Origin of the sequence: Bombilactobacillus bombi (genome assembly GCF_013607485.1) — a bacterium.
Taxonomy (GTDB): Bacteria; Bacillota; Bacilli; order Lactobacillales; family Lactobacillaceae; genus Bombilactobacillus; species Bombilactobacillus bombi_A.
The window spans coordinates 1-2677 of record NZ_SCHP01000095.1; the positions used below are offsets into that span (position 1 = coordinate 1).

Here is a 2677-nt window from a genome sequence, read left to right on the forward strand (position 1 = left end):
GTTAATGGATCGTGGCAATATTCAAGAGGGAGCTCTTATTTTTCCTTCTCGTTCTCGCCAATCGATTCCTGGTGTTTTACGAAAAACCGAAGCACATAATTTACACAACTTTCAAATTTATTTTATTCAGAAGAGCAATCCTAATTTGAGTTATGTGTATATGTCGCAGCATTTAACCAAAGTACCCATGAGTAGCGGTCGTTATTTTAATGCTAATGATTTTGCTTCACCAATTCCCTTTGTGATTTTAGGCCAAGATCTTTATAAAACTGCCTATAAACCTCAAACACAACCTTACTTTCAATTAAATAATAATTATTATTCAGTGGTGGGTGCAGCTGGGATGTCTAATACCAAAAAGCTAAATCGGCATATATTTATTTCAGCGTCTCCTAAGCAGCATAATAAAACCCAAATTCGTCATTATCAAGTAGTAGTAGATGGCAATATTTTGCACCATCCCCAACATCTTCACCAATTACAACATCTTCTCAAGGCTTCACATCCTTATCGTTCTGCCAATCAAATCAATAATATTCGCCAAACTTGGTGGATGCGCTGGGGTGTAACCCTTTTTGGATTAATTATAGTAGCTTTACTTATTGTAGTTTTATGTTGGTTTATTCAAATCCCAATGATTAATTTACTCAAAAATACGCCTTTACATGGTGATTTATTAATTGATTTTCAAATAGGGAATTGGTTTAAATTTTTCCTAACTGAGGCCATTACTTTTGGCTTAGGGGGACTATTAGTCTTTTGGAAGATACCCGTTATCAGCACGCGTTATTTAATTATTTATTTTGTAACCTTATTTATTATGGTTAATATTATTGCAGCCATAAGAATTATAATATCCACACAGTCAAAGGAATGACATATAAATGCAATTGCCAAAAGATTTTATTCAAAAATATCAACAATTATTAATTCAAGATGCTCCTCAATTTTTAGCGAGCTTTTCTGACCCAGTGACGAGTGGTTTTCGGATTAATCCTCTTAAAGCAAGAGCAGATCAAATTAATGAATCATTGACAGATCCGATTAATCAGATCGATAATGCTTATTACGGTGTGGTTGATGGCAATAAAATAGACCATTTGGCGGGCTGGATTTATTCGCAGGATCCAAGCGCAATGAATGTTGCTCAAATGGCACAACCCCAAAGTTTTGAACGTGTTTTAGACTTGTGTGCAGCACCAGGAGGCAAAACCACACAATTAGCTTCCTTAATGCATGACCAAGGGCTCCTTATTGCAAACGAAATTAATCACCAACGAGCCCGTATTCTTTCGTCTAATGTGGAACGTTGGGGCCTACAACATACTGTTGTTACTAATAACACTCCTGACCAATTAGCAAAGTATTTTCCTGAATTTTTTGATTGTATTGTAGTGGATGCGCCTTGTTCTGGAGAAGGACTTTTTCGCAAAGATTCTCAAGCTATATCTTATTGGTCTTTAGACTATGTACACAAATGTGCCGCGCGCCAATGTGAAATATTACAAGCCGCTGTCAAAATGCTGCGTCCAGGCGGGCGACTAATTTACTCAACTTGTACTTTTGCCCCTGAAGAAAATGAACAAAATATGAATTGGTTAGCATACCAATTTAATTTTCAAATTTTGCCTTTGCCTCATCATGCAGGCATGGATACCGGACGGCCACAATGGGGGGATAATAATCCTGCTTTAATCAATGCGGTACGCTTATTTCCGCAGCATTATCATGGTGAAGGCCACTTTATCTGTGCCCTGCAAAAGCCCGGTTCAACTTTAGTGGAACAAAATACTGCTCCGCTCACGACTGCACCCAAGCTTCCTCACGTTCAATTGTGGCAAGAATTTTTGAATGCAACATTACAGAAGGTCAACTTTTCTTATTTAACTTTACAAAAAGATACACTTTATAATGCAGCTTTCCCCATTAATCAGCAATTGAATCATCTCAAAGTTATGCGCAATGGTCTGCGATTAGGGGAATTTAAGAAAAATAGATTTGTACCAAATCATGCCTTAGCCTTAGCTTTAAAACCTCAGCAATTTAAACAGTTGATTGATTTGGATGAAAATCAGTTTAAACATTTTATTCATGGTGAAGCCTTAATACTAGACCAGCCGCCTAAATTCAAGGGCTGGGTCGGAGTCAGCTTTGAAAAGAAAGTTTTTTCTTGGGGAAGATTAGTTAATAATCAACTCAAAAATTTTTATCCAAAAGGATTGCGTCAATGATCTATAATTATAGTGACACTAAAATGAGGAGTAAATCCGATTTTAGTGGACGCTTAGGTAAGCGTATTCAACACTTTGAAGGGGTGACATTATGGAATTAACTAATATTAAACATATTGCTAATATTGGGGCAGGAACAATGGGGCATGCCACAGCTTTACAATTTGCTATGGCCGGCTATCCAGTGCAATTATTAGACACTACCCAAGCAGCTTTAGATACTGGAATCAAGAGTATTCAGCATGATTTAGCTACTTTTCAAGAGGCTGGCGTTTTAAGTGAAGATCCACAAACTATTTTGAAGCGCATTGCTTCTACTACTGATTACCAAGAGGCACTTTTTAATGCTGATTTTGTAATTGAATCAGTTATTGAAGATTTAGAAATTAAAAAGCAAGTTTGGCAGCAAGTCGAAGCAGAAGTGAGCCCCACTGCTATTTTAGCAA

At 37.0% G+C, this 2677-nt stretch carries 3 protein-coding genes; all 3 read left to right on the forward strand.

Annotated features, from left to right (window positions below; genetic code table 11):
• Window positions 1–877, forward strand: an 877-nt coding sequence (locus tag EQ827_RS08360) for a hypothetical protein (protein WP_181190531.1), incomplete at its 5' end; no start/stop codon positions are given.
• A gap of 7 nt (window positions 878–884) precedes the next feature.
• Window positions 885–2231: an RsmB/NOP family class I SAM-dependent RNA methyltransferase gene (locus EQ827_RS08365; RefSeq protein WP_181190532.1), complete on the forward strand. Its 1347-nt coding sequence runs from the start codon at window positions 885–887 to the stop codon at window positions 2229–2231.
• A 91-nt stretch (window positions 2232–2322) separates the two neighbouring features.
• The coding region (locus EQ827_RS08370) for a 3-hydroxyacyl-CoA dehydrogenase family protein (RefSeq protein ID WP_258231824.1) at window positions 2323–2677 on the forward strand (355 nt) is incomplete at its 3' end.

Bases quoted from the DNA above. Each gene is read 5' to 3' on its own strand.
- EQ827_RS08365 (WP_181190532.1), top strand. From the start codon at position 885: ATGCAATTGCCAAAAGATTTTATTCAAAAATATCAACAATTATTAATT.